This is a genomic window from Mycobacterium sp. smrl_JER01 (assembly GCF_048513595.2).
Classification (GTDB): domain Bacteria; phylum Actinomycetota; class Actinomycetes; order Mycobacteriales; family Mycobacteriaceae; genus Mycobacterium.
On record NZ_JBLXXK020000001.1, the window covers coordinates 2,304,196 to 2,326,530 of the forward strand.

A 22,335-nucleotide genomic window follows, 5' to 3' on the forward strand; every position below is an offset into this window, starting at 1 on the left:
TCTCAATAGATGTAGTGCGGGCTGAGTTCGTGGGCGCGTTGCAGGTTGGTCTGCATGCAGTCGGGGTCCGGCTCGGAGTAGATCGGCGAGTAGAACAGCGACTGCTGGATCACCCCGTAACTGGTCTTGAACGCGACCATGCAGGTGATCCACCACCGGTTGTTCCAGTCGGTCGGCTTCATGATCCAGAACTGGGCCGCGCGCTGGCCGTTGATGTCGAGTTCCACCGCGTCCGGCGGCAGGGATTCCTCGTAGCTGCGCCATACGAACGCCTCGACGGCCATCTGGTAGTTCCCGGCGTCGTACTTGCAGCGCAGGCTGTCCTCGTGCGCCGGAGGTGTGTAGGCCAGCCCGATGCGCTCGACGACATTGAGCGGGATGTCCCGGCACGGATCGAACGGGTCCGGATCAGTGAGGTCGAGGACCGGATACTTGATGGTCGTGGTGGCACCGGGGAGCGGGGCGAACGTCGAGCGCAGGTCGACGCTGCCCGGATCGGCAGGCCCGGCCGGTGTGGTCTGCCCGACCACGACCACCGCTGCGACCAGCGCGCACAGCGCCGAGACCAGTCGCAGCTTGGCGACCATCACACCCCCTGGATTTCTCGTGGCCGCCCCGGCTGGGCCGCGCCTCGTCTCGCACGTCGTGCAGGCAACCCGTCGTGTCACCGACACCGTCGTGCCTCGGAGTGTAACGGGCCGGCGTCCCGCCCTGGGCGAGAACTTAGAACCTGTTCTAGTTGCCGGGAGGTGACCGCCCGGCGGTCACCAGTAGGCTGAGGGGTCGTGACCACTGACGAAAGACGCCCGACGCTGTGGGCGGTCAGTGACCTTCATACCGGACACACCGGCAACAAACCGGTGACCGAGTCGCTGCATCCGGCGTCACCCGACGACTGGCTCATCGTGGCCGGTGACGTCGCCGAACGCACCGACGAGATCCGGTGGGCACTGGACCTGCTGCGTAAACGGTTCGCCAAGGTGATCTGGGTGCCCGGTAACCACGAGTTGTGGACGACCAACCGGGATCCGATGCAAATCTTCGGCAAAGCCCGGTACGACTACCTGGTCAACATGTGTGACGAGATGGGCATCGTGACACCCGAACACCCCTTCCCGGTGTGGACCGAGGAGGGCGGGCCCGCCACGATCGTGCCGATGTTCCTGCTGTACGACTACTCGTTCCTGCCGCAGGGCGCGGGCACCAAGGCCGAGGGTCTGGCGATCGCCAAGGAACGCAACATCGTCGGCACCGACGAGTATCTGCTCTCCGCCGAGCCCTATGCGACGCGCGATGCCTGGTGCCACGATCGGGTGAACGACACCCGGAAGCGGCTCGAAGACCTGGACTGGATGATGCCCACGGTCCAGGTCAATCACTTCCCGATGGTGCGCGAGCCCTGCGACGCGATGTTCTACCCGGAATTCTCGCTGTGGTGTGGCACCACCGCCACCGCGGACTGGCACACCCGCTACAACGCCGTCTGTTCGGTCTACGGGCACCTGCACATCCCGCGCACCACGTGGTACGACGGAGTGCGCTTCGAGGAGGTGTCGGTCGGATATCCGCGCGAGTGGCGCCGGCGCAGGCCCTATCGCTGGCTGCGGCAGATCCTGCCCGACCCGAAGTACGCGCCCGGCTACCTCAACGAGTTCGGCGGCCACTTCCAGATCACCCAGGAGATGCGCGACAGCGCTGCCAAGGTGGCGCAACGGATCAAGGACCGGTCGTGATCGCGGCAACCCTGCTCTCCGGCGTACTGCCCGGTGAGATCGACGCTCTGGCAGCGGCTGAGATGTACTCCGACCCAAGGGAACTAGCCCCGCTGCCCGAGGAGGAACCGCTGATCGCCAAGTCGGTGCCCAAGCGGCGTAACGAGTTCATCACGGTTCGCTACTGCGCGCGCCAGGCGCTCGTCGACCTCGGGGCGGAGCCGGCGCCGATCCTCAAGGGGGACAAAGGCGAACCGTGCTGGCCCGACGGCATCGTCGGCAGCTTGACCCATTGTGAGGGTTTCCGTGGCGCTGCGGTCGGACGGCGGGCGCACGTGCGATCGCTGGGCATCGACGCCGAACCGCACGATGTGCTCCCGCACGGGGTGCTGGATGCGATCAGCCTGCCTGCCGAACGCGATGAACTGGCGGCGATGCCCGAGGGGGTGCATTGGGATCGGGTGCTGTTCTGCGCCAAGGAGGCGACCTACAAGGCGTGGTTTCCGCTGACGCACCGGTGGTTGGGTTTCGAGGACGCCCACATCACCTTCGACGTCGACTCCTCCGGACAGGCAGGCACATTCAGATCGAAGATCCTGATCGACCCGGAAGCCGAATCGGGTCCACCGCTGACCGCATTGGCGGGACGGTGGTCGGTCCGCAACGGGATCGCCCTGACCGGCATCGTCTTGTGACGGCCCGGCTGCCGTGAGCGCCGCGGGACTCGTCATCGTCGACAAGCCGGGCGGTATGACCAGCCACGACGTGGTGGGCCGGTGCCGCCGGTTGTTCGGCACCCGCAAGGTGGGGCACGCGGGAACCCTTGATCCGATGGCCACCGGCGTGCTGGTGGTGGGCATCGAACGCGCCACCAAGATCCTCGGTCTGCTCACCGCGACCGACAAGTCCTATGACGCCACCATCCGGCTCGGTCAGACCACCTCCACCGAAGATGCCGAAGGTGAAGTGCTGCAGACGGTTTCGGCTTCCCGGGTGGCCGACGCGGATATCGAGAAAGCGATCGCGCCGCTGCGCGGTCCGATCGACCAGATTCCGTCGGCGGTCAGCGCCATCAAGGTCGACGGCAAGCGGGCCTACCGGATGGTGCGGGAAGGGCAGGTCGTGGAATTGGCCGCCCGGCCGGTGCGCATCGACCGGTTCGAGGTGCGTGCGGTGCGGCGAGTGGCCGCGTTGGTGGACGTCGACGTCAGCATCGACTGCTCCAGCGGCACCTACATCCGCGCGCTGGCCCGCGACGTGGGCGCCGCACTCGGCGTGGGCGGTCACCTGGTCTCGCTGCGGCGCACCCGCGTCGGCGACTTCGGCCTGGAGCAGGCCCGCACCCTCGAGCAACTCGCCGAATCACCGGAGCTGTCGTACTCGCTGGATCAGGCGTGCCTGCGCGCGTTCCCGCGGCGTGACGTCACCGCGGCCGAAGCCGAATTCGCCAGCCACGGACGTGCTTTGCCGCCGGCCGGCATCGCCGGCGTGTACGCCGCCACCGCACCCGATGGCCGGGTCGTCGCGCTGCTGTCGGATCACGGTGACCGGACGCGCTCGGTGGTGGTGTTGCGTCCGGCGACGCTGTAGTGCGGAGCGCGCAACGGCCAGGGGGCGTCGACCACGGTTCCGGTTGAGGTGCGACGATGGACCCATGACTGAGATTCCTGCGGCAGGTTCGATCCTGGTCTCGACGATCACCGGGGATTCGGTGGTCCGGGTGCCCGCAGACGCCACCGTCGCCGATGTGGCGGCGGCGATCACCACCGGTGGGGTCGGTGCCATCGTGGTCGGAGACGATCCGCGGCCCGAGGCGCTGGTGACCGAGCGCGACGTCGTGCGGGTGGTGGCGTCCGGCCAGGACCCGGCGGGCGTGCCGGCCGCCGAGGTGGCGAGCAAGAAGCTGATCTGGTGTGACGCCGACGACACAGTCGCCAGGGTGGCGACGCGGATGATGGACCGCTACATCCGGCACGTCCTGGTGGAGCGCGACGGGGCACTGGTCGGCATCGTCTCGGCGCGGGACCTGCTCGGGGTGTACGCCGCAGACGCCGACCCGAGCGCGCTCGGCTGAACCGCTGAGCACATGCGCGGCCGCTCGCCGCGCCGGCGTGGATGCGCGCCCACCGGGTACCGCGTGCGGCATGGGGTCCGCCGCTACCCGTAGAGCCGCTCGAACTCCTTGATCGACCTGTCGATGTCGCCCTTGACCGCTCGCACCGCGGCGGCGCCGATCGGACCGAACAGCGGGGCGCCGCCGAGGTCCATCCGCACGGTGAACGTGCAGCCCTCCGCGGTGTCGGCCACCTTCATCGCGAGCTTGTACCGCGTGCCGCCGACACCCTCGCCGCTGATCGCCAGCGCCGACGGCGGGTCGAACTCGCGGACCGTCCACGTCACCCGGTTGCGCATCCCTTTGGCCCCGGCAACTCCGACGATGGTGGTGCCGACGCCGAGTTCGGCGGGCAGCTCCGAGCGCCACCCCTGGTGCATGGTCATCCAGTCCCCGAGCGAGGACAGGTCCGACACATGCTGCCAGGCGTCGTCGGCCGACATCGCCAACGATCGGAACAACTCCAGCTTGGCCATCAGTGAGCGCTCCTATGCAACAACCCAAATCGCTTCCGCAGCAGGGTTTCCCAGTTCAACCGTGGTCTCTGTGGGTCCGTCCGGGTCCGGTCGACCGGGGTTGTGGACGGCCACCGAGATCATGCCGGCGAAATCGCGGCGGGCCACCACGCGCACCCGGGCATCCAGACAGATGCCGACGGTGTCGAAGTAGCGCAGCATCTCGGGATCGGCGTCGGAGATGCGCGCCACGGTGCCCGCCTCACCGTCCCGGCAGTCCGAGAGCTGGCGGGCCGGTGGCGTGGGCACCCTGCCGTCGGCGGCCGGGATGGGGTCGCCGTGCGGATCGCGGGTCGGGTAGCCCAGCTTCGCGTCGATCCGGTCGAGCATCCGGTCGGAGACGGCGTGCTCGAGCACCTCGGCCTCGTCATGGACTTCGTCCCAGCCGTAGCCGAGCTCGTTGACCAGGAATGTCTCCATCAACCGGTGCCGGCGGACCATGGCCAGCGCGGCCCGGCGGCCGGCGTCGGTCAGGGTGACCGCCCCGTACTTCTCGTGATGGACCAGGCCCTGGTCGGCCAGCTTGCGGATCGACTCCGATGCGGTGCTCGCCGACACGCCGATACGCTCGGCCAGCAGTTTGGTGCTGACCTTCTCGTGTGACCACTCCTGGGCGGTCCAGATGACCTTGAGATAATCCTGGGCGACCGTCGACAGATCGGAGGGGGCGCCGTGGCTGCCGTCAGGACTCACAACCGGAGAGTTTAGGCAATCATCACCTGATCCGGTGCTTTCGCTCGGCCGCCGTTGGGCCGGAGTTGACGCCGCGTCGTAGGCTAGCGGCGTGCAGCGCTGGCGGGGGCAGGACGAGATCCCCACAGACTGGGGCCGATGCGTCGTCACCATCGGTGTGTTCGACGGTGTCCATCGCGGGCACCAGGAGTTGATCAGTCGCGCGGTCAAGGCCGGGCGGGCGCGCGGGGTTCCGGTCGTGTTGATGACCTTCGATCCGCATCCGATGGAAGTGGTCTTTCCGGGCAGCCATCCGGCACAGCTGACCACGCTGACCCGACGTGCCGAGCTCGTCGAGGAACTGGGCGTCGACGTCTTCCTGGTGATTCCGTTCACCGCGGACTTCATGAAGCTCACGCCGGAGCGCTACATCCACGAACTGCTGGTCGAACGACTCCACGTGGTCGATGTCGTGGTCGGGGACAACTTCACCTTCGGCAAGAAGGCGGCGGGCAACGTCGAGTTGCTGCGCAAGGCCGGTGAGCGGTTCGGCTTCGCGGTGGACTCCCTGGCCCTGGTCTCCGAGCAGACCGAACCCTTGCGGGCCGAATCTCTCGGTGCTGAATCTCTCAGTGCTGAATCCCTCGGTGCTGAATCCCTCGGTGCTGAATCCCTCGGGGGAGAGACCGTGACGTTCTCCTCGACCTACATCCGGTCCTGCGTCGATGCCGGGGACATGGTGGCCGCAGCCGAGGCGCTCGGCCGACCCCACCGGGTGGAGGGTGTCGTGGTGCGCGGCGACGGCCGCGGTCGCGGGCTCGGGTTCCCGACCGCCAACGTCGCCCCGCCCATGTACTCGGCAATCCCCGCCGACGGCGTGTACGCCGCGTGGTTCACCGTGCTCGGGCACGGCCCGGTGGTCGGCACCGTGACACCGGGGGAGCGGTACCAGGCGGCGGTATCGGTCGGCACCAACCCGACGTTCTCCGGGCGCACCCGTACCGTCGAGGCGTTCGTGCTGGACACCACTGCCGACTTGTACGGCCAGCACGTCGCGGTGGATTTCGTGGCACGGTTGCGCGGACAGCAGCGATTCGACTCGGTCACCGATCTGGTGACCGCGATGGGCGCCGACACCGACCGCGCCCGCACCATCTTGTCGGCCCGCTGAGAGGGCCCCTTCGGGTCGGCCCGCCGAGCACCCCTGTGGGCCGGTCGCCGACCGGCCTGGCCGGATTCGCCGGTCGCCGACCGGCCTGGCCGGATTCGCCGGTCGCCGACCGGCGCTGCTAGACTCCCTGCCGACCTGGCGCGTGCTGCAGTTCGCGGTGGCCGCGCCGTTATCGGGGTTCGAAACCACGTCGAGGGATTTCGCTACCGCCGAATGTTCGCGGACCGAATTGATGGAGTTGTCTCGTGGCGCTCACTGCCGAACAGAAAAAGGACATCCTGGGCCAGTACGGCCTGCACGACACCGACACCGGGTCCCCGGAAGCGCAGGTCGCGCTGTTGACCAAGCGGATCGTCGACCTGACCGAGCACCTGAAGATGCACAAGCACGACCATCACTCGCGGCGCGGTCTGCTGCTGCTCGTCGGCCGCCGCCGCCGGCTGCTCAAGTACGTCGCCCAGGTCGACGTCGAGCGCTACCGTTCGCTGATCGAGCGGCTGGGTCTGCGCCGCTGACCCAGCCCGCCCTTGTTCTCCGAAACCGGGGGATCGTCCGTCACGGGCGGTCCCCCGGTCCCGGATTAGGGGTTTCGGGCGGGCCGGGATGTACCATGGGTGCGTTCGGCTGCCTACGGCACCAACAACTGGGTGCGGTCCTCGCAGATCCGCGTGCACCGTTCCCGCGTGACATGACACGAACCGCCCGATCGCGCGGTCTTCGGTAGTGGCTGCCGGAGCAACACTCCGGCAGCTTCGATCGACGGCCGTCGACGCATCCGGGGCGGCGGCTTGCCGGGTCCGGCCCGGAACCTGCCGCATCTTTGCGCGTGCTCACGCGAAACCGCTGATGTGAATCAGAGAGGCCATACGGACGTCTATGTCTGTAGTTGAAATCGAAGACGGCGTGTTCGAAGCCACCGCCACCATCGACAACGGGAGCTACGGCACCCGCACCATCCGTTTCGAGACCGGCCGGCTGGCGCAGCAGGCCGCCGGTGCCGTCGTCGCCTACCTCGACGACGAGACCATGCTGCTCAGCGCCACCACGGCCAGCAAGGCTCCCAAGGAGCATTTCGACTTCTTCCCGCTCACCATCGACGTCGAAGAGCGTATGTACGCCGCGGGCCGCATCCCCGGTTCGTTCTTCCGCCGTGAGGGCCGTCCGTCCACCGACGCGATCCTGACCTGCCGCCTGATCGACCGGCCGCTGCGCCCGTCGTTCGTCAGCGGGCTGCGCAACGAGATCCAGGTCGTCGTCACCGTGCTGAGCCTGGATCCCAAGGATCTCTACGACGTGCTGGCCATCAATGCCGCCTCGGCGTCCACCCAGATCTCCGGTCTGCCCTTCTCCGGTCCGGTCGGCGGTGTGCGGGTCGCGCTCGTGGAAGGTCAGTGGGTCGCGTTCCCGACGGTCGAGCAGCTGGAGAAGGCCGTGTTCGACATGGTCGTCGCGGGCCGCAAGGTGGGCGAGGACCCCAACGATGTCGCGATCATGATGGTCGAGGCCGAGGCCACCGAGAATGTCATCGAGCTCGTCGCCGGTGGAGCCGGTGCGCCCACCGAGGCCGTCGTGGCCGAAGGGCTGGAAGCCGCCAAGCCGTTCATTGCGGCGCTGTGCGACGCGCAGGCCGAACTGGCCGGCGCTGCCGGCAAAGAGACCGCCGACTATCCGGTGTTCCCGGACTACGCCGAGGACGTCTACTACTCCGTCGCGTCGGTGGCCACCGACGCGTTGAGTGAGGCGTTGACCATCGGTGGCAAGCAGGAGCGCGACGACCGCACCAACGAGATCAAGGCCGAGGTCGTCGAGCGGCTCGCCGAGCAGTACGCCGGCCGCGAGAAGGAAATCGGCGCGGCCTTCCGCTCGCTGACCAAAAAGCTTGTGCGCCAGCGGATTCTGACCGACCACTTCCGCATCGACGGGCGTGGGGTGACCGATATCCGGGCGCTGTCGGCCGAGGTCGCGGTCATCCCGCGGGCACACGGCAGCGCGCTGTTCGAGCGCGGTGAGACCCAGATCATGGGCGTCACCACCCTCGACATGGTCAAGATGGCCCAGCAGATCGACTCGCTGGGACCGGAGACCTCCAAGCGCTACATGCACCACTACAACTTCCCGCCGTACTCGACCGGTGAGACCGGCCGCGTCGGCTCGCCGAAGCGCCGCGAGATCGGCCACGGCGCGCTGGCCGAGCGCGCTCTGATGCCGGTGCTGCCCAGCGTCGAGGAGTTCCCGTACGCCATCCGGCAGGTGTCGGAGGCGTTGGGCTCCAACGGCTCCACCTCGATGGGTTCGGTGTGTGCCTCCACGCTGTCGCTGCTCAACGCCGGTGTCCCGCTGAAGGCGCCGGTCGCGGGTATCGCGATGGGTCTGGTGTCCGACGATGTCGAGGTGGAAGGTGGCGGCGTCGAACGACGCTTCGTCACCCTGACCGACATCCTCGGCGCCGAGGACGCGTTCGGCGACATGGACTTCAAGTGCGCGGGCACCAAGGACTTCGTCACCGCTCTGCAGTTGGACACCAAGCTCGACGGCATCCCGTCGCAGGTGCTGGCCAATGCGTTGGCCCAGGCCAAGGACGCCCGGATCACCATCCTTGAGGTGATGGCCGAGGCGATCGACGCCCCCGACGAGATGAGCCCGTACGCACCGCGTATCACCACCATCAAGGTGCCGGTCGACAAGATCGGCGAGGTCATCGGGCCCAAGGGCAAGATGATCAACTCGATCACCGAGGAGACCGGCGCGTCGATCTCGATCGAGGATGACGGCACGGTCTTCGTGGGTGCGTCCAACGGTGAGGCGGCCCAGGCCGCGATCGACAAGATCAACGCGATCGCCAACCCGCAGCTACCCAAGGTCGGCGAGCGGTTCCTGGGCACGGTGGTCAAGATCACCGACTTTGGAGCGTTCGTTTCCTTGTTGCCCGGGCGCGACGGTCTGGTCCACATCTCCAAGCTGGGCCGCGGCAAGCGGATCAACAAGGTCGAGGACGTCGCCAAGGTCGGTGACAAGCTCCGCGTCGAGATCGCCGACATCGACAACCGCGGCAAGATCTCGCTCGTCCTCGTCGCCGAGGACGAGGTCGCAGAGGCAGCCGGCACAGAGGCACCCGCACCCGCTGATGCCGCGACCGCCGGCAGCTAGCTCGGGAGCGCTGCTGCGCGGACGTCGCGGTGGCGGGTCGGCTGGTAAGTCGACGGCGGTGCGCCGCACGCAGTTGCCCGGTGGCCTGCGTGTGGTCACCGAGCACCTTCCGTCGGTGCATTCGGCGTCGGTCGGGGTGTGGGTCAACGTCGGATCGCGCGATGAGGGACGCAGCGTGGCCGGTGCCGCGCACTTCCTGGAGCATTTGCTGTTCAAGGCGACGCCCACCCGCACCGCGGTGCAGATCGCGCAGTCCGTCGACGCGGTCGGTGGCGAGCTCAACGCGTTCACCAGCCGTGAGCACACCTGCTACTACGCGCATGTGCTGGACTCGGATCTGGCGCTGGCCGTCGACCTCGTGGCTGATGTGGTGCTGAACGGCCGCTGCGCCGCGACGGACGTCGAGTTGGAGCGCGATGTGGTGCTCGAAGAGATCGCCATGCGTGACGATGATCCCGAGGACACCCTCGGTGACGTCTTCCTGTCGGCAATGTTCGGTGATCATCCGGTCGGACGGCCGGTCATCGGCAGTGTCGAATCGATCTCGGGAATGACGCGCGCACAGCTGCATTCGTTTCACCAGCGGCGCTATACGCCCGATCGGATGGTCGTCGCGGTGGCCGGCAACGTCGACCACGACGAGGTCGTCCGGTTGGTGCGTGAGCACTTCGGCCGCAGACTGCAGCGCGGTCGAGGCCCGGTTCCGCCCCGTAAGGGCGCCGGGCGGGTGGGCGGCCGGCCGACCCTGGCGGTGGTCCGGCGCGACGCCGAGCAGACCCACCTGTCTCTGGGCGTCCGGACGCCCGGCCGGCACTGGGAACACCGCTGGGCGTTGTCGGTACTCAACACCGCGCTCGGCGGCGGCCTGAGCTCGCGGCTGTTCCAGGAGATCCGGGAGACTCGCGGGCTGGCATATTCGGTGTACTCCACCGTGGACACCTTCGCCGAGAGCGGCGCGCTGTCGATCTACACCGGATGCCTTCCGGAGCGCTTCGACGAGGTGGTCCGGGTGACCACCGATGTGCTCGCCGATGTGGCCCGCGACGGGCTCACCGCCGACGAGTGCCGGATCGCCAAGGGGTCGTTGCGCGGTGGACTTGTTCTCGGCCTGGAGGATTCGGCCTCACGGATGAATCGGATCGGACGCAGCGAGCTCAACTACGGTGAGCATCGCAGCATCGCCGACACGTTGACCCGCATCGAGGCAGTGACGCTTGACGAGGTCAACGCCGTGGCGCGGCAACTGCTGACTCGGCCCTTCGGTGGTGCGGTGCTCGGTCCGGTGCGGTCGAAGCGGTCACTGCCGCGGCCGCTGCAGACCATCGGGGGCTGACCGGTAGCCTGGCAGGCGATGCCGAATCTCTCCCGACGCCAGTTGTTCTTCGGTGGGGTGTCACTGGCGGCGGTGGCCGCCTGTGCACCGCAGATCGTCCTCGCCGATCCCGGCGAACCGTTGCCCCCGCTGCAGGACCGGATCGCCGACCTCGCGGTCCGGCACAACGCCGTAATCGGCGTGTACGCCGTCGATCTGGCGACCGAGCGGACTGTCGCTTCCGGTGACGCCGAGACTTTCGCGATGTGCTCGACATTCAAGACCTACGCGGCCGCGGCGGTACTGCAGCGAGCCCAGCGCGGGCAGCTCAGCCTCGACGACGTGGTACCGATCGAACCCGACGACATCCGGCCGCACTCGCCGGTTACCGGTCCGCGGGTGGGGACGGCGATGTCGTTGGCCGAGCTGTGCCAGGCGGCGTTGCAACAGAGCGACAATGCCGCGGCCAACGGCCTGTTGGGCGTCCTGGGCGGTCCGCCCGCGATCACCGCGTTCGCGCGCAGCATCGGTGACGAGCACACCCGGCTGGACCGCTGGGAGGTCGAACTGAACTCCGCGGTGCCCGGGGATCCGCGGGACACCAGCACACCGCGTGCCCTCGGGGGCGGCTACCGCACCATCCTGACCGGAGACGTGCTGGAGGTTACTGTGCGTCAGCAGCTTCTGGACTGGATGCTGGCCAATCAGACGTCGAGTATGCGCGCCGGTCTGCCCGCCGGATTCACCAGCGCGGACAAGACCGGAAGCGGGGACTACGGCACCACCAACGACGTCGGGGTGGTGTACGGCCCGGACGGACGGCAGCTGCTGCTGGCGCTGATGACGAAGTCGGCAACCGACGACCCCGATGCCCCGAGCCTGCGGCCGCTGATCGGTGAGCTCGCAGCGCTGGTGCTCGCCGAGCTAGGTTAATCGCAGCGAGTTGTCCCGTTGCAGGACAAAGAAGTACGGCGTCCTGATGCCGCGCAGGTCCATCGCGCCGAGTAGGGTCCGGTCGTCGATGGCGCGGAAGACGTCGTTGATCGGCAGCTGGTCGTAGATCATCGTGGCGGTGTCGACGCCGCGGTAGCGGGTGGTGCGGAGCCGCGCCTTCGGGCCGCGGGCCTGGAGAGCGGGTTTGAGCGCGGTGATGACGCCGGCGAAGTTGCGGTGTTTGAGGGTGGGCAGCCGGGTGGCCAGGCCCAGTCCGCCGAACGCCGGCAGTGGGTTCAGCGGCCACAGCGCGGTGCCGTCGGCGGTGGGGAAGAGCAGCGGATGCACGGTCTCGTCGTCGCCGAAGTGCTTGCCCCACCAGCCGCTGGCGGCCAGCATGCCGTCGAGGGGGTGCCCGGTCGGCAGCTCGGCGCCGCGCCAGGTACCGAGTATGGAGCCGGTTTCCACCGCCGGGCGGGAGTCGAAGAGTTCGAGAGCCTCGGCGGTGCTGGCGGGCACGGTGCTGAGGACGTCGGTGAGCGCGAACATGGACCCAAGCCTACTTGACACCTGTCAACTGGGCAGACTGTCCCCATGCGTGCTGACGAGAACTGCCCCTGTGGCAGTGGTGACCGCTTCGGGCGCTGCTGTCTGCCCCTGCTCGTGAGCGAACGACAGGCGCGCAGCGCCGAGGAACTCATGAGGTCGCGGTTCAGTGCCTATCTGGTCGGCGACGTCGACTACATCTGGCGGACCTGGCACCCCCGCACGCGTCCCGGTGATGTCGCCGACCATCCCGCGGTGACGTGGACCCGCCTGGAGATCCTGGACCGGGTCGCCGGCGGTGCCGGTGATGACACCGGCGAGGTGGAGTTTCGTGCCCATCACCGCACCGGAGCGCTGCATGAGCGGTCGCGGTTCGCGCTCCGCGCCGGGCGGTGGTTCTACGTCGACGGCGAACTGTTCGACTGAGGGGGCGGTCAGGCCAGCAGTTGCGCCGGATCGGTGTAGGGCAGGTCGAGGTCGGCGGCGACCTGCTCGGAAAGCAGTGCTCCCGCGTGGGTCGACAGACCCTTGGCGAGCGCGGGGTCTGCCTGGCAGGCGGCGTGCCACCCCTTGCCGGCCAGCTTGAGCACATAGGGCATCGTCGCGTTGGTCAACGCGTAGGTGGAGGTGCGCGGCACCGCGCCCGGCATGTTGGCCACGCAGTAGAACACCGTGTCGTGCACCATGAAGGTCGGATCGTCGTGCGTGGTGGGCCGCGAATCCTCGAAACAGCCGCCCTGGTCGATCGCGATGTCGACCAGCACCGCCCCCGGTTTCATCGCAGCGACGGTCGCATTGGTGACGAGCTTGGGGGCTTTGGCGCCGGGGACCAGCACCGCGCCGATGACCAGATCGGCGCCCTTGACGGCGTCTTCGAGATCCAGCATCGACGAGTATCGGGTTTCGATGCTGCCGTTGAACTCGTTGTCGATCTTGCGCAGCGTGTTGATGTTCACGTCGAAGACGTTGACGTGCGCACCCATGCCCTTGGCGATGCGGGCGGCGTTGTAGCCGGCGACGCCGCCGCCGATCACCACCACCTCGGCCGGGGCGACGCCGGGGACACCACCCATCAGCACGCCGCGCCCACCGTGACTGCGCATCAGGTGGTATGCGCCGACCTGCGCCGACAGCCGGCCGGCGACCTCGCTCATCGGGGCAAGGAGGGGAAGCGCGCCGTCGACTGTCTGCACGGTCTCGTAGGCGATCGACGTGGTTCCCGATGCCATCAGCGCGTCGGTGCACGGCTTGGACGCGGCCAGGTGCAGGTAGGTGAACAGGGTCTGCCCCGCACGCAGTCGCGAGTATTCGGGCTCGATGGGTTCCTTGACCTTTAGCAGCAGGTCCGCCTCGGCCCACACCTCGTCGGCACCGGCGATCATCTGGGCGCCGGCCCGTTTGAAGTCGGCATCGGTGATCGCCGAACCGTCACCGGCGCCGGACTGGATCAGGACCTCATGGCCGCGCTGCACCAGTTCGGCGACGCCGGACGGGGTGATCGCGACGCGGTATTCGTTGTTCTTGATCTCGGTCGGGATGCCGACGCGCATGATCGCTCCTCAGTATGTGGACTGTTGGGTAAAAGTGTGAAGAAACATCGGAATCTAGGCAATATCTATGTTCAAGATTCGATAAGTTCGCAGCGTGAGTGAAGAATCAGCAGATTTGCGCGGCTCGGCAGCGGTGCCGTCGAAGGATGTTCGGGCCGCCGTCGACGACGTCGACCGGCGCATCCTGACCGCGTTGCATGCCGACGCCCGGATGTCGAACAGCGCTCTGGCCGAACTCGTCGGTATCGCGCCGTCGACCTGCCATGGCAGGGTGCGGCGGCTGCAGGAGCTCGGCGTGATCCGCGGGTTTCACGCCGACATCGATCCGGCGGCGATAGGGCTGACCCTGCAGGCGATGATCTCGGTCAACCTGCAGTTCAACGCCCGCGGCAAGATCCGCGACTTCATCGCTCAGATCCGCAGCAAACCGCAGGTCATGGATGTGTACTTCCTGGCCGGCGCCGACGATTTCATCCTGCACGTGGCCGCCCGCGACACCGACGATCTTCGCTCGTTCGTCGTGGAGAACCTCAACGCCGACGCAGATGTCGCGGGCACCCAGACGTCATTGATCTTCGAGCACCTGCGTGGCGCGTCGCCGCTGTGACGGTCACCCGGTCGCGAAGTCTCGCAGCCACCGGAACCATTGCGTCATCCCGGCTCCGGTCTTCGCGCTCACCGGCAGTACCTGCGCCGACGGATTGACCGTGCGCACCCGCTCGATGTAGGTGTCTACCTCGGCGTCGAGGTGCGGTGCCAGGTCGATCTTGTTGAGCAGCACCACATCGACCGCGCGGAACATGACCGGGTACTTCAGGGGTTTGTCCTCACCCTCGGTCAGTGAGTACACCATCACCTTGGCGTGTTCCCCGACGTCGAATTCGGCGGGACACACCAGGTTTCCGACGTTCTCGATGACGACCAGGTCCAGCCCGTCGAGATCGAGCCCGCTCAGCGCCCGCTGCACCATCGGGGCGTCGAGATGACACTCGCCGCCGAACCCGTTGTCGGTGTTCAGAAGTGAGATCTGCGCACCGCGGCCGGTCAACCGCGCGGCATCGAGATCGGTGGCGATGTCACCCTCCACGATGCCTATCGCGATCTCGCCGGCCAGCTCGTCGAGCGTCGCCGCAAGCACGCTGGTCTTGCCCGAGCCGGGTGAGCTCATCAGGTTCAGCGCGCGGATACCGTTCTGCTCGAAGGTCTTCCGGTTCGCCGCGGCCCGGGCGTCGTTCTCGGAGAAGATCGCCTCCAGCACATCGACGCGTTCGGCGGCGGTGCGGTAGCCGCTGTGGTCGCCGTGCTGGTGGGACGGGTCACGGGAATCGCCGTGGTCTGCGGGCGACTGATGGGAATGGCCGTCGGCGGAGTGCTCGTGGGTGTGCACGGTCCCGTCGTCGTGGCGGTGGAATCTACCCATGCCCCACCTCCGTGGCGACGTCGATCGAGGTGACCAGGAATTCCTCGCCCCGCACCACCGAGACGTCCCCGCTGCCACAGTTCGGGCAGCAGACCGACCATCGCGAGGTGATCTCGGACCCTTGCCCGCACCCTCGGCAGTCGACCACCGCGGACACCTGCTCGAGCTGCAGTTCGGCGTCGCCGAGGTGCTCGTGTTCGCGCACGATCGTCCAGCAGAAAAGCAGCGAGTCGGGTACCACCTGACGCAGCGCGCCGACCCGAATCCGCACCACATCGACGCGACGGCCGGCGGCGTGTGTCTTCACCACACCGGCGATGGCGTGGCACAGCGACAACTCGTGCACAGTCGAAGGATATGCCGGTCCGGGCATCGGAAAAGCGCAGAATTTCCTGCGAGATTGCGATTGTTGAGGTCGGGCGCCGGCGCTAGCCTGTCCACACCGGTCTGTGTCCCCAGCCCAGTGGCGCAGCAGCCGGAAAGCTCGGAGGAGACCGCGCCATGAGCGCAAGTTCGGAGATCGACGGTGGGTCCCGTGCCGGGTGACACCGTGCGGGTGCGGTTGACCGTCACCGGGGTCGTCCAGGGCGTCGGGTTCCGTCCCGCCGTGGCACGGATCGCGGCCGAGCACCGGCTGACCGGGTATGTCCGCAACGACGCTCGTGCCGTCCGCTGCGAACTGGAGGGTCCAGCGCCGCAGGTCGATGCCGCCGTCGGCGTACTGCGCGGCGCGCCGCCGCCGCTGGCGTGCGTCGACACCTTCATCGTCGAGACGCGCCCGGCTCTCGGGGACACCGCCTTCCGGATACTCGAGAGCAGCGCGGTCGGCGCCGGCGGCGAGCGCACCCTGGTGGCGCCCGACATCGCCACCTGTGCCGACTGTCTGCGTGAGCTGTTCGACCCTGCCGACCGTCGGCACCGCCATCCGTTCATCACCTGCACGAATTGCGGACCGCGGTACACCGTGATCACCGATGTGCCCTACGACCGCCCCACGACCACGATGTCGCGGTTCCCGATGTGCGCGTCCTGCGCCGCCGAATACGGTGACCCCACCGATCGCCGCTATCACGCGCAGACCATCGCCTGCCCGGCCTGCGGGCCGACGCTGTCGTGGCACGGACCGGGGCCGCAGCGCGACCCGGTGCAGTCCGCGGCCGCAGCGCTGAGATCGGGTCTGATCGTCGCCGTCAAGGGGGTGGGCGGCTATCACCTGGCCTGCCGTGCTGACGACGACGGCGCGGTCGCGCGCCTGCGGCAACGGAAGAATCGGCCCGCCAAGCCTTTTGCGGTGATGGCCGCCGACCTCGATGCGGCGCGCGGAATCTGCGACGTCGACGAGCCCGCCGCCCGGGCGCTGACCTCGGCCGCCGCGCCGATCGTGGTGCTGCCGGCACGCGACGGAGCGGTCAGCGCCCAGGTCGCACCGAACCTGGGCGACCTCGGGGTGATGGTGGCGTACTCGCCGATCCACCATCTGTTGTTCGCCGAGCCCGACATGCCCGCTCTGGTGATGACCTCGGCCAACCAGGGCGGGTCTCCGATCGTTTTCCGCGACGGCGACCTGCACTGGATCGACGGGCTCGCCGACGCCGTGCTGCGCCACGACCGGCCCATTCACGTGCCCTGCGAAGACTCGGTGGTGAGCATCGACGGCGACGGAAACGAGCTGCCGCTGAGACGTTCCCGTGGCTACGCACCACTGCCGGTCACCCTCGGTGACGGTACCGGTGGCGGTGACGGTGACGCGATCCTGGCCACCGGCGGCGACATCAAGACCACCTTCGCGCTGACCGGCACGGGCGGCCGCGCCCACCTGTCGTCACATCTGGGCGACATGGCCGACCCGCGCACCCAGGACTGCTTCGCCGCGGCGGTGGACCACCTCAGCTTCCTCACCGGCAGCACACCCGCCGTCGTCGCCCACGACCTGCATCCCCGGTACGCAACCACCCGGTGGGCTGGTCGCCGGGGTGGTCGGCTGATCGCCGTGCAACACCATCACGCCCACGTGGCCTCGCTGCTCACCGAGCACCGAAGGCTCGGCACACCGATCATCGCGGTCACCTACGACGGCACCGGTTTCGGCACCGACGGCACGGTCTGGGGCGGAGAGATACTCGCGGTGTCCGATCCGGTGTGCTTCACCCGGGTCGGGCATCTGGCGCCGTTCGCGCTACCCGGCGGCGACGGTGCGGTGCGCCAGCCCGCCCGCATCGCGCTGGACCTGCTCGTCCGGGCGGGAATCGAGCCCGCCGACGATCTCCCGCCGGTGGCCGCGCTCGGTGCCCGTGGCATGCACATCCTCACCCAGCAGCTGCGGCGCGGCGTGGGATGTGTGCCCACCACCAGCATGGGGCGGCTGTTCGACGCAGTGTCGAGCCTGCTCGGGGTGTGCCAGCAGGTCAGCTACGAGGGCCAGGCCGCGATCGAACTGGAGCACCGGGCTCGGGCAGCGCGGCCGTGGCCGGTTGCCGACTTCGAGGTCAGCGCCGGTGTGCTCGATCCGTCCCCGGTGATCACCGGGTTGGTCGAGGGTCTGCGCGGCGGCGCGGCGACCGCCGATCTGGCTGCCGCATTTCACGATGCGGTGGCGCGCGCGACCGTGTCGGCCGCCGCAACCGCTGCCGCGGCCGCCGGAATCGCGACGGTCGGGTTGACCGGCGGTGTGTTCGCCAACCGCAGGTTGTTGGCCGGGGTCGCCGAAGGCCTCCGGGCGCACGGGCTGGAAGTGCTGACCCACCGGGTGGTGCCGTGCAATGACGGCGGACTGGCTTTGGGACAGGCGGCGGTCGCGAGGGCGACGCTGTCGCGGAGTGTGTTTCGGGAAAGGAGCGGGCCATGTGCCTCGGGATCCCCGGCAAGGTGATCGAGATCTGGGAGGAAGCCGGAACACGGATGTCCACGGTCGAGTTCGGCGGCACCACCAAGACCGTCTGCCTGGCCTATCTGCCCGACATGACGATCGGTGAGTACACCATCGTGCACGCCGGATTCGCGATCACCCGATTGGACGAGGCATCGGCGCACGAAACGCTGCGCATGTTCGCCGATCTCGGGGTCCTCGACGAGGAACTGGCCGGCGAACAGCCGGTCGGAAGGCGGGATCCGGCATGAAGTACCTCGACGAGTTCCGCGACCCTGCGGCGGCCAGGACGTTGGTGGATGCGATCCGCCGGAGCGCCACCAGGAGCTGGACCATCATGGAAGTTTGTGGCGGGCAGACACATTCGATCATCCGAAACGGAATCGACCAGTTGCTCGCGGGTGTGGTCGAGTTCATCCACGGCCCCGGATGTCCGGTGTGCGTCACCCCGCTGGAGATGATCGACCGGGCGCTGGAGATCGCTGCGCGCGAGGAGGTGATCTTCTGCTCGTTCGGGGACATGCTGCGGGTGCCGGGCAGCCGGCAGGACCTGTTCGCCGTGCGCGCCCGCGGCGGCGACGTGCGCATCGTGTACTCCCCGCTGGACGCGGTGCGGATCGCCGCGGACAACCCGGACAGACAGGTGGTGTTCTTCGGTGTCGGCTTCGAGACCACCGCGCCGGCCAATGCGATGGCGGTGCTGCACGCCCAGCGGCTCGGGTTGACCAACTTCTCGATGCTGGTGTCCCATGTGTTGGTCCCGCCCGCAATGACCGCGATCCTGTCGTCGCCGGCCAACCGGGTACAGGGCTTCCTGGCGGCGGGTCACGTGTGCTCGGTGATGGGTACCGCCGAATATGAGCCGCTGGTCGAAGAATTCGGGGTGCCGATCGTGGTCACCGGGTTCGAGCCGCTGGACCTGCTGGAAGGCGTCCGTCAGGCGGTGCAGCTACTGGAGGACGGCAGACCGGCGTTGCGTAACGCCTACCCGCGCGCGGTCAGCGCCGCGGGCAACCCGGTCGCGCGTCAGACGCTCGCCGAGGTTTTCGCGGTGACCGACCGGCAATGGCGCGGCATCGGCATGATTGCGAGGTCTGGCTGGACGCTCTCGCCGCGCTATGCCGACTTCGACGCCGAGCGCCGGTTCGGCGTCGGCCATGTGCAGGTCGCCGAATCGGCGGAGTGCCGCAGCGGCGAGGTGTTGCAGGGGCTGCTCAAACCCAACGAGTGCCCCGCCTTCGGGCGCAGCTGTACACCGCGCACACCGCTCGGCGCGACGATGGTGTCCAGCGAAGGAGCCTGCGCCGCGTATTACCAGTTCCGCCGACTGGAGGCGACCGGAGGCGCGCAGGCGCCGACGTCGAAGGCGGCAGGCGCGCAGGCGCCGACGTCGAAGCCGGCAGGCGCGCAGGCGCCGACATCGAAGCCGGCGCATGTCTGACGCCTCGGTGTCGATCGATCCGGCGGACTGGGTGTGCCCGCTGCCGCTACGCGAGACCGGGCGGGTGGTGCTGGGGCACGGCGGCGGCGGGGTGCTGTCCGAGGAACTCATCGAGAACCTCTTCCTGCCCGCTTTCGGCTCGCAGGGCGCGCCGAGCCGGGACTCGGCGGTCCTGGAGACCGGCGCCGGACGCATCGCGGTGACCACCGATTCCTATGTCGTGCAGCCGTTGTTCTTCCCGGGAGGCAACATCGGGGACCTGGCCGTCAACGGCACGATCAACGACCTCGCCTGCAGCGGGGCTCAGCCGGTGGGGATCACTGCCGGCTTCATCCTGGAGGAGGGACTGGAGCTCGACGTGCTCGGCGCGGTCGCCGCGACGATGGGCAGGGCGGCAGCCTCGGCCGGGGTGCCGATCGTCACCGGGGACACCAAGGTGGTCGGGAAGGGCGGTGCTGACCAGCTTTTCGTCAACACCGCCGGTGTCGGCGTGGTGCCCGCAGGTGTGGAGATCGGGCCCGAGCGCGCTCGCCCGGGCGATGTGGTGCTTGTCTCGGGTGACATCGGGGAACACGGCGTCGCGATCATGAGTGTGCGCGAGGGCATCGACTTCGGTACCGAGGTGCGGACCGACAGCGCGCCGCTGCACCGCCTGGTGGCGGCCATGCTCGCCGCGGCCGGACCCGGTGCGGTGCACACACTGCGCGATCCGACCCGTGGCGGCCTGGTGGCGTCGGTGGTCGAGATCGCCCGTGCCGCATCGGTGGGTGTCGAACTCGACGAAGGGGCGATCCCGATCCCGGACACGGTGTCCTCGGCCTGCTCATTTCTCGGCCTGGACCCGCTGCAGGTCGCCAACGAGGGCAAGATGGTCGCGTTTGTCGCCCCTGAGCATGCCGACGCGGTGTTGCACGCGATGCGCAGCTGCCCCGAGGGTGCGGGCGCGGCGGTGATCGGACGCGTTGTCGCCGAGCACCCGGGAATGGCGGTGGCGCGCACCCCGTTCGGCACCACCAGGGTGGTCGAGCGCGAACTGGGGGAGCAGCTTCCGCGTATCTGCTGACGATCTGTTGAGGTTGAGGCCCGGTTGAGGCGTGCCGTGGTCAGCGTCGCAGCGTCTCCGACGGCGCCTCGCCCCAGCGCTTCCGGTACTCCACTGCGAAGCTGCCCAGGTGGTGGAACCCCCAGCGTTCGGCCACCGCGGTCACGGTGACCCCGTCGGAGGGGATCGCGTCGGTGAGTTCCTCGTGCACGCGTTCCAGACGGCGTTCCCGGACGAACGCCATCGGCGACATGCCGAGCTCGGAGCGGAAGCCCTGCTGGATCGACCGCACGCTCATGTGCACGGCGGCCGACAGTGAGTCCATCGTGATGCGTTCGGCCAGATGATCGTCGATGTAGTCCATCGCCTGCTGGATGACCGTGCGGCGCGGGTCCGGAGGCGAGGGCTGGGTGACGTCGGCGTGGTAGTTCGACGGCTGCAGGTGGAGCAGACTGCTCATCACCAGTTCCTCCACCGGCCCGATCGCGCGACCCTTCTGGATCAGCGAACCGGCGTGGTAGACCTCCGTGTGCACCAGCTGCACCGCGGCGTGCCAGCGCATGGCCGCTTCGCTGGCGAGGTCGAACTGGGGCTCGAACACCAACGGTCGAACCAAATTACGGCCGATCAGCCGTGTCACATGCGCGATCATCGCGTGCGCCTCGATGCGGATCAGCAGTTGCGGGGTGTCGACGCCGAGATCGATGCGCAACGGTACCCCCGGGCTGGAGACCAGGGAACGCATGGTGTTCGCCTGGAAGGTCGCCGACGGGTGGTGAACCGTCGCCACCCCGTTCATCGGCATGTGCACCGCGTAATAGCGGCCGCATTCCGGGATCTCGATCGAGGCAGGCACATGCAGATCGAGGTAGAGCATGCTGACGTTGCGCAGCCGGATGCCGTGCATGGTGGCGGCGAACCCGTCGGCATGGACGGGGTCCACCGTCAGCGCCAGCGGCGACAGCGCGCGTCCGATCAACCGCGTCGCCTTCGCGATGTCCTCGGTGTAGAAGATCTCGTGGGCGGTGAGCGCCGGGGGCACCCCGCGCGAACGCACCTTGCGCCGGACCGGATCGCTGGTGCGGCGGATGTCGATGAAGCCCAGGCGGGTCAACCGCGACATCTGGGCGGCTACCTCCGCGCAGGATAGGGAAGGCTAACTTTGCAGCGGGGTAACGGAATTCGCATCGGCAAGGCAAGACTCCTAAACATCAGGCTCGCTTCAGCGTAGCCAGATCTGCGCAATCCTGATACCGGTTGCGCGAAAGCGATAGGCAGGGCCGAAGCGGCTGAGTACGTTGAGGCAGACAGCCACGCACTTCCCGATGCGGGGAGTCCGGCAGGGAGGTCGGGTATGGGCAGCAACGGTGACACGGCGACTCCCGTGCTCGACCCGGCCGGGCCGTCGACGGCGGTGCGCGACCGCCTCGATGATCCGCGGATCGCCGAGGCGCTGAGCACCCTGTTGGAGCACGCGGATCTGCTCGCGGTGCTCGTCACCGGGCTTGACGGTTTCGTCCGGCGCGGCGACGACATCACCGCCAATCTGACCTCGGCGATCGGCGAGCTCCGGGGCCAGACCGGGGATCTGGGCGAACTGTCGTCGAGTCTGGCGTTGCTTTCCGGCGGCCTGGTCAACGCGGCGCCGGCGATCACCACGTTGCTGAACTCCCCGCTGACCGACCCGCGGGGCGCGGAGGTCCTCGCCGCGCTGGGCGACGCGATGGTGACGGCGCGACAGTCCGTCCCGCCGGCACCCCGAGGTCTGCGCGGACTGTGGAAGACACTGCGCGGCGCCGCCAAAGACCCCGATGTCGCCCGCGGCCTGGTGTACCTGATCGAGGTGGCAAGGGTCTTCGGTCGACGGCTGTGAGCTGTCGAGGACACGGTCACGC

Annotated in this window: 24 protein-coding genes; 16 read left to right on the forward strand and 8 right to left on the reverse strand. The window is 68.3% G+C overall.

Features of this window, described 5'->3' with window-relative positions:
- Positions 1 to 2 precede the first annotated feature (2 nt).
- Positions 3 to 587 carry a DUF3558 domain-containing protein gene (locus tag ACNUDN_RS10855; protein WP_419121940.1) on the reverse strand — a complete coding sequence of 195 codons (585 nt, stop codon included), beginning with the start codon at positions 585 to 587 and terminating at the stop codon, positions 3 to 5.
- A gap of 198 nt (positions 588 to 785) precedes the next feature.
- On the opposite strand from ACNUDN_RS10855, the gene pptH reads away from it, so the two are divergent.
- The 4 genes from pptH to ACNUDN_RS10875 all read left to right on the forward strand — a co-directional run bounded on the left by pptH (position 786) and on the right by ACNUDN_RS10875 (position 3,786).
- Positions 786 to 1,733: an ACP phosphodiesterase PptH gene (pptH, locus tag ACNUDN_RS10860; RefSeq protein ID WP_419121941.1), complete on the forward strand. Its 948-nt coding sequence runs from the start codon at positions 786 to 788 to the stop codon at positions 1,731 to 1,733.
- Positions 1,730 to 2,407 (forward strand): 4'-phosphopantetheinyl transferase PptT, encoded by a 678-nt coding sequence (gene pptT / locus ACNUDN_RS10865; protein ID WP_419121942.1) that lies wholly within the window; start codon positions 1,730 to 1,732, stop codon positions 2,405 to 2,407. The genes pptH and pptT overlap by 4 nt, the downstream gene beginning before the upstream one ends.
- A 13-nt stretch (positions 2,408 to 2,420) precedes the next feature.
- Positions 2,421 to 3,302 carry a tRNA pseudouridine(55) synthase TruB gene (gene truB, locus ACNUDN_RS10870; protein WP_419121943.1) on the forward strand — a complete coding sequence of 294 codons (882 nt, stop codon included), beginning with the start codon at positions 2,421 to 2,423 and terminating at the stop codon, positions 3,300 to 3,302.
- A 64-nt stretch (positions 3,303 to 3,366) separates the two neighbouring features.
- The gene (locus ACNUDN_RS10875) at positions 3,367 to 3,786 is read left to right on the forward strand and encodes a CBS domain-containing protein (RefSeq protein ID WP_419121944.1); all 420 of its coding nucleotides are present in this window, start codon (positions 3,367 to 3,369) and stop codon (positions 3,784 to 3,786) included.
- An 83-nt stretch (positions 3,787 to 3,869) separates the two neighbouring features.
- Here the strand turns inward: ACNUDN_RS10875 and ACNUDN_RS10880 are convergent, their stop codons facing one another.
- Positions 3,870 to 4,301 (reverse strand): type II toxin-antitoxin system Rv0910 family toxin, encoded by a 432-nt coding sequence (locus ACNUDN_RS10880; protein ID WP_419121945.1) that lies wholly within the window; start codon positions 4,299 to 4,301, stop codon positions 3,870 to 3,872.
- A 12-nt stretch (positions 4,302 to 4,313) separates the two neighbouring features.
- Positions 4,314 to 5,033, reverse strand: coding sequence for a manganese-binding transcriptional regulator MntR (gene mntR, locus ACNUDN_RS10885; protein WP_419121946.1), 720 nt, complete (start codon positions 5,031 to 5,033; stop codon positions 4,314 to 4,316).
- A gap of 91 nt (positions 5,034 to 5,124) precedes the next feature.
- Here mntR and ACNUDN_RS10890 point away from each other — a divergent pair, with 91 nt between their 5' ends.
- The 5 genes from ACNUDN_RS10890 to bla all read left to right on the forward strand — a co-directional run bounded on the left by ACNUDN_RS10890 (position 5,125) and on the right by bla (position 11,575).
- The gene (locus tag ACNUDN_RS10890; RefSeq protein WP_419121947.1) at positions 5,125 to 6,183 is read left to right on the forward strand and encodes a bifunctional riboflavin kinase/FAD synthetase; all 1,059 of its coding nucleotides are present in this window, start codon (positions 5,125 to 5,127) and stop codon (positions 6,181 to 6,183) included.
- A gap of 245 nt (positions 6,184 to 6,428) precedes the next feature.
- The gene (rpsO, locus tag ACNUDN_RS10895) at positions 6,429 to 6,698 is read left to right on the forward strand and encodes a 30S ribosomal protein S15 (protein WP_419121948.1); all 270 of its coding nucleotides are present in this window, start codon (positions 6,429 to 6,431) and stop codon (positions 6,696 to 6,698) included.
- A gap of 361 nt (positions 6,699 to 7,059) precedes the next feature.
- Entirely contained in the window at positions 7,060 to 9,330 is a 2,271-nt protein-coding gene (locus ACNUDN_RS10900; RefSeq protein WP_419121949.1) for a polyribonucleotide nucleotidyltransferase, read from the forward strand.
- The gene (locus tag ACNUDN_RS10905) at positions 9,308 to 10,663 is read left to right on the forward strand and encodes a M16 family metallopeptidase (RefSeq protein WP_419121950.1); all 1,356 of its coding nucleotides are present in this window, start codon (positions 9,308 to 9,310) and stop codon (positions 10,661 to 10,663) included. The genes ACNUDN_RS10900 and ACNUDN_RS10905 overlap by 23 nt, the downstream gene beginning before the upstream one ends.
- A gap of 18 nt (positions 10,664 to 10,681) precedes the next feature.
- Positions 10,682 to 11,575, forward strand: a complete 894-nt coding sequence (gene bla, locus ACNUDN_RS10910; protein ID WP_419121951.1) for a class A beta-lactamase — start codon at positions 10,682 to 10,684, stop codon at positions 11,573 to 11,575.
- Here bla and ACNUDN_RS10915 read toward each other — a convergent pair.
- Positions 11,567 to 12,124, reverse strand: coding sequence for a DUF4334 domain-containing protein (locus tag ACNUDN_RS10915; protein WP_419121952.1), 558 nt, complete (start codon positions 12,122 to 12,124; stop codon positions 11,567 to 11,569). The genes bla and ACNUDN_RS10915 overlap by 9 nt on opposite strands.
- Before the next feature lie 45 nt (positions 12,125 to 12,169).
- Between ACNUDN_RS10915 and ACNUDN_RS10920 the strand changes: the two genes are divergently transcribed.
- Positions 12,170 to 12,547, forward strand: a complete 378-nt coding sequence (locus tag ACNUDN_RS10920) for a YchJ family protein (protein ID WP_419121953.1) — start codon at positions 12,170 to 12,172, stop codon at positions 12,545 to 12,547.
- Between the two features lie 8 nt (positions 12,548 to 12,555).
- On the opposite strand, the gene ald is transcribed toward ACNUDN_RS10920, so the two are convergent.
- Entirely contained in the window at positions 12,556 to 13,671 is a 1,116-nt protein-coding gene (ald, locus tag ACNUDN_RS10925; protein WP_419121954.1) for an alanine dehydrogenase, read from the reverse strand.
- A 94-nt stretch (positions 13,672 to 13,765) separates the two neighbouring features.
- Here ald and aldR point away from each other — a divergent pair, with 94 nt between their 5' ends.
- Complete coding sequence (gene aldR / locus ACNUDN_RS10930; protein ID WP_419121955.1) at positions 13,766 to 14,278, forward strand: HTH-type transcriptional regulator AldR; 513 nt, start codon at positions 13,766 to 13,768, stop codon at positions 14,276 to 14,278.
- 3 nt (positions 14,279 to 14,281) lie between these two features.
- Here aldR and hypB read toward each other — a convergent pair whose 3' ends face one another.
- Complete coding sequence (gene hypB, locus ACNUDN_RS10935; protein WP_419121956.1) at positions 14,282 to 15,091, reverse strand: hydrogenase nickel incorporation protein HypB; 810 nt, start codon at positions 15,089 to 15,091, stop codon at positions 14,282 to 14,284.
- Positions 15,084 to 15,437 carry a hydrogenase maturation nickel metallochaperone HypA gene (locus ACNUDN_RS10940; RefSeq protein ID WP_419121957.1) on the reverse strand — a complete coding sequence of 118 codons (354 nt, stop codon included), beginning with the start codon at positions 15,435 to 15,437 and terminating at the stop codon, positions 15,084 to 15,086. The genes hypB and ACNUDN_RS10940 overlap by 8 nt, the downstream gene beginning before the upstream one ends.
- 189 nt (positions 15,438 to 15,626) lie before the next feature.
- Between ACNUDN_RS10940 and hypF the strand changes: the two genes are divergently transcribed.
- The 4 genes from hypF to hypE are packed head-to-tail and all read left to right on the forward strand — an operon-like array spanning position 15,627 to position 20,461.
- The gene (hypF, locus tag ACNUDN_RS10945; RefSeq protein WP_419121958.1) at positions 15,627 to 17,960 is read left to right on the forward strand and encodes a carbamoyltransferase HypF; all 2,334 of its coding nucleotides are present in this window, start codon (positions 15,627 to 15,629) and stop codon (positions 17,958 to 17,960) included.
- Entirely contained in the window at positions 17,933 to 18,208 is a 276-nt protein-coding gene (locus tag ACNUDN_RS10950; RefSeq protein ID WP_419121959.1) for a HypC/HybG/HupF family hydrogenase formation chaperone, read from the forward strand. The genes hypF and ACNUDN_RS10950 overlap by 28 nt, the downstream gene beginning before the upstream one ends.
- Complete coding sequence (gene hypD, locus ACNUDN_RS10955) at positions 18,205 to 19,398, forward strand: hydrogenase formation protein HypD (RefSeq protein WP_419121960.1); 1,194 nt, start codon at positions 18,205 to 18,207, stop codon at positions 19,396 to 19,398. Before ACNUDN_RS10950 ends, hypD begins: the two co-directional genes overlap by 4 nt.
- Positions 19,391 to 20,461: a hydrogenase expression/formation protein HypE gene (gene hypE, locus ACNUDN_RS10960; protein ID WP_419121961.1), complete on the forward strand. Its 1,071-nt coding sequence runs from the start codon at positions 19,391 to 19,393 to the stop codon at positions 20,459 to 20,461. Before hypD ends, hypE begins: the two co-directional genes overlap by 8 nt.
- Before the next feature lie 40 nt (positions 20,462 to 20,501).
- Here hypE and ACNUDN_RS10965 read toward each other — a convergent pair whose 3' ends face one another.
- On the reverse strand, positions 20,502 to 21,563 hold the full coding sequence (locus tag ACNUDN_RS10965) for an AraC family transcriptional regulator (protein ID WP_419121962.1): 1,062 nt from the start codon (positions 21,561 to 21,563) through the stop codon (positions 20,502 to 20,504).
- A 231-nt stretch (positions 21,564 to 21,794) separates the two neighbouring features.
- On the opposite strand from ACNUDN_RS10965, the gene ACNUDN_RS10970 reads away from it, so the two are divergent.
- A complete protein-coding gene (locus tag ACNUDN_RS10970) occupies positions 21,795 to 22,313 on the forward strand; it encodes a DUF1641 domain-containing protein (protein ID WP_419121963.1) in 519 nt (172 codons plus the stop codon).
- Positions 22,314 to 22,335 lie beyond the last annotated feature (22 nt).

Coding starts and splice junctions, on each gene's coding strand:
- ACNUDN_RS10855 (WP_419121940.1), bottom strand. CDS start 587: ATGGTCGCCAAGCTGCGACTGGTCTCGGCGCTGTGCGCGCTGGTCGCA.
- ACNUDN_RS10875 (WP_419121944.1), top strand. CDS start 3,367: ATGACTGAGATTCCTGCGGCAGGTTCGATCCTGGTCTCGACGATCACC.
- ACNUDN_RS10880 (WP_419121945.1), bottom strand. CDS start 4,301: ATGGCCAAGCTGGAGTTGTTCCGATCGTTGGCGATGTCGGCCGACGAC.
- ACNUDN_RS10900 (WP_419121949.1), top strand. CDS start 7,060: ATGTCTGTAGTTGAAATCGAAGACGGCGTGTTCGAAGCCACCGCCACC.
- ACNUDN_RS10905 (WP_419121950.1), top strand. CDS start 9,308: ATGCCGCGACCGCCGGCAGCTAGCTCGGGAGCGCTGCTGCGCGGACGT.
- bla (WP_419121951.1), top strand. CDS start 10,682: ATGCCGAATCTCTCCCGACGCCAGTTGTTCTTCGGTGGGGTGTCACTG.
- ACNUDN_RS10915 (WP_419121952.1), bottom strand. CDS start 12,124: ATGTTCGCGCTCACCGACGTCCTCAGCACCGTGCCCGCCAGCACCGCC.
- ACNUDN_RS10920 (WP_419121953.1), top strand. CDS start 12,170: ATGCGTGCTGACGAGAACTGCCCCTGTGGCAGTGGTGACCGCTTCGGG.
- ald (WP_419121954.1), bottom strand. CDS start 13,671: ATGCGCGTCGGCATCCCGACCGAGATCAAGAACAACGAATACCGCGTC.
- hypB (WP_419121956.1), bottom strand. CDS start 15,091: ATGGGTAGATTCCACCGCCACGACGACGGGACCGTGCACACCCACGAG.
- ACNUDN_RS10950 (WP_419121959.1), top strand. CDS start 17,933: ATGTGCCTCGGGATCCCCGGCAAGGTGATCGAGATCTGGGAGGAAGCC.
- hypD (WP_419121960.1), top strand. CDS start 18,205: ATGAAGTACCTCGACGAGTTCCGCGACCCTGCGGCGGCCAGGACGTTG.
- hypE (WP_419121961.1), top strand. CDS start 19,391: ATGTCTGACGCCTCGGTGTCGATCGATCCGGCGGACTGGGTGTGCCCG.
- ACNUDN_RS10965 (WP_419121962.1), bottom strand. CDS start 21,563: ATGTCGCGGTTGACCCGCCTGGGCTTCATCGACATCCGCCGCACCAGC.
- ACNUDN_RS10970 (WP_419121963.1), top strand. CDS start 21,795: ATGGGCAGCAACGGTGACACGGCGACTCCCGTGCTCGACCCGGCCGGG.